3 protein-coding genes are annotated in these 1,043 nt (G+C 70.9%); 1 reads left to right on the plus strand and 2 read right to left on the minus strand.

Annotation, left to right across the window (positions count from 1 at the left end; genetic code table 11):
• Nucleotides 1-20: 20 nt before the first annotated feature.
• Nucleotides 21-365, minus strand: coding sequence for a VOC family protein (locus tag H5J30_RS37280; RefSeq protein WP_181791890.1), 345 nt, complete (start codon nt 363-365; stop codon nt 21-23).
• A 55-nt stretch (nt 366-420) separates the two neighbouring features.
• Here H5J30_RS37280 and H5J30_RS35425 point away from each other — a divergent pair, with 55 nt between their 5' ends.
• Nucleotides 421-867, plus strand: coding sequence for a MarR family winged helix-turn-helix transcriptional regulator (locus tag H5J30_RS35425; RefSeq protein WP_181791891.1), 447 nt, complete (start codon nt 421-423; stop codon nt 865-867).
• On the opposite strand, the gene H5J30_RS35430 is transcribed toward H5J30_RS35425, so the two are convergent.
• Nucleotides 864-1,043, minus strand: a 180-nt coding sequence (locus tag H5J30_RS35430) for a response regulator transcription factor (RefSeq protein ID WP_181791892.1), incomplete at its 5' end; no start/stop codon positions are given. The genes H5J30_RS35425 and H5J30_RS35430 overlap by 4 nt on opposite strands.

The raw sequence follows: 1,043 nt of genomic DNA on the forward strand, positions 1-1,043 counted from the left end.
CCCGCCGGTGGCGGTCCGGGTCAAGCGGGGTCTCCGGGCTCGTAGGACAGGCTGAACCGCACGCCCTGATCGTCGGTGCAGTGGGCGTACGCGCCGGACGGGAGGGCGACCGGATCCTCCGCCGTGCCGCCGAGTTCGCGCACCTTGGCGACGGCGGCCTCGATGTCGTCGACGGCGAAGAAGATCCGCGGGTGTCGCGACGGGTCGTCGTGCGGTGACCCGCCCATCGGCTCGGATCCCCGGATCATCGAGTAGCCCGGGAAGTTGCCCTCGTGGAACGTCCAGCCGAAGAGCGAGCCCCAGAACTGCTGGGTCGTGGCGATGTCGCTGCTCGGCACCTCGAAGTACGTGACCTGTCCGTTCACTGCCCTGCTCCCTATGTCAGCGTGCTGACATCAAACAGTATGTCAGACTGCTGACATGGGGCAAGCGGAGACGGTCGGCGACCTCGGGCTGTCGGTGGGATACGTCCTCAAACAGGTGCACGCCTCCCTGCGGACCGCCATGGATGAGGCCCTGCGGCCGCTGGATCTGACCGTCCCCCAGTACGCCTGCCTCGAACTGCTCGGCCAGCACCCCGCACTGTCCAACTCCGAACTCGCCCGCCGCGCCTTCGTCACCCGCCAGTCGATGAACCTCGTCCTGCGCCGGCTGCAGGAGCGGGGCCTGCTCACCAGACCCGACCAGGCGCCCCAGGGCAGGGAGCTGCCGGCCCGGCTGACCGAGGACGGCCGGACGGTGCTGCGCCAGGCCAGCGTCGCCGTCCGCGCCGTCGAGAAGCGGCTCTTCTCGCCTCTGTCCCGGGAGCAGCAGCGCCGGGTACGGGACGACCTTGCCGCCTGCCTCCGCCCCTCCGGTACCGGCTAGCCCGCCTCCACCGCCCCCGACCGACCCAGCGCGGCGGGGAGTTCGCGGCGGGAGGTGACGCCCAGCTTCGGGTACGCCTTGTACAGGTGGTACTCCACCGTGCGCGGGGACAGGAACAGCCGGGCCGCGATGTCGCGGCTGCTCGTGCCCTCCGCCGCCAGGCGGACGACCTGGAG

Origin of the sequence: Streptomyces phytophilus (assembly GCF_013870535.1) — a bacterium.
GTDB lineage: Bacteria > Actinomycetota > Actinomycetes > Streptomycetales > Streptomycetaceae > Streptomyces > Streptomyces phytophilus.

Bases quoted from the DNA above. Each gene is read 5' to 3' on its own strand.
- H5J30_RS35425 (WP_181791891.1), top strand. From the start codon at position 421: ATGGGGCAAGCGGAGACGGTCGGCGACCTCGGGCTGTCGGTGGGATAC.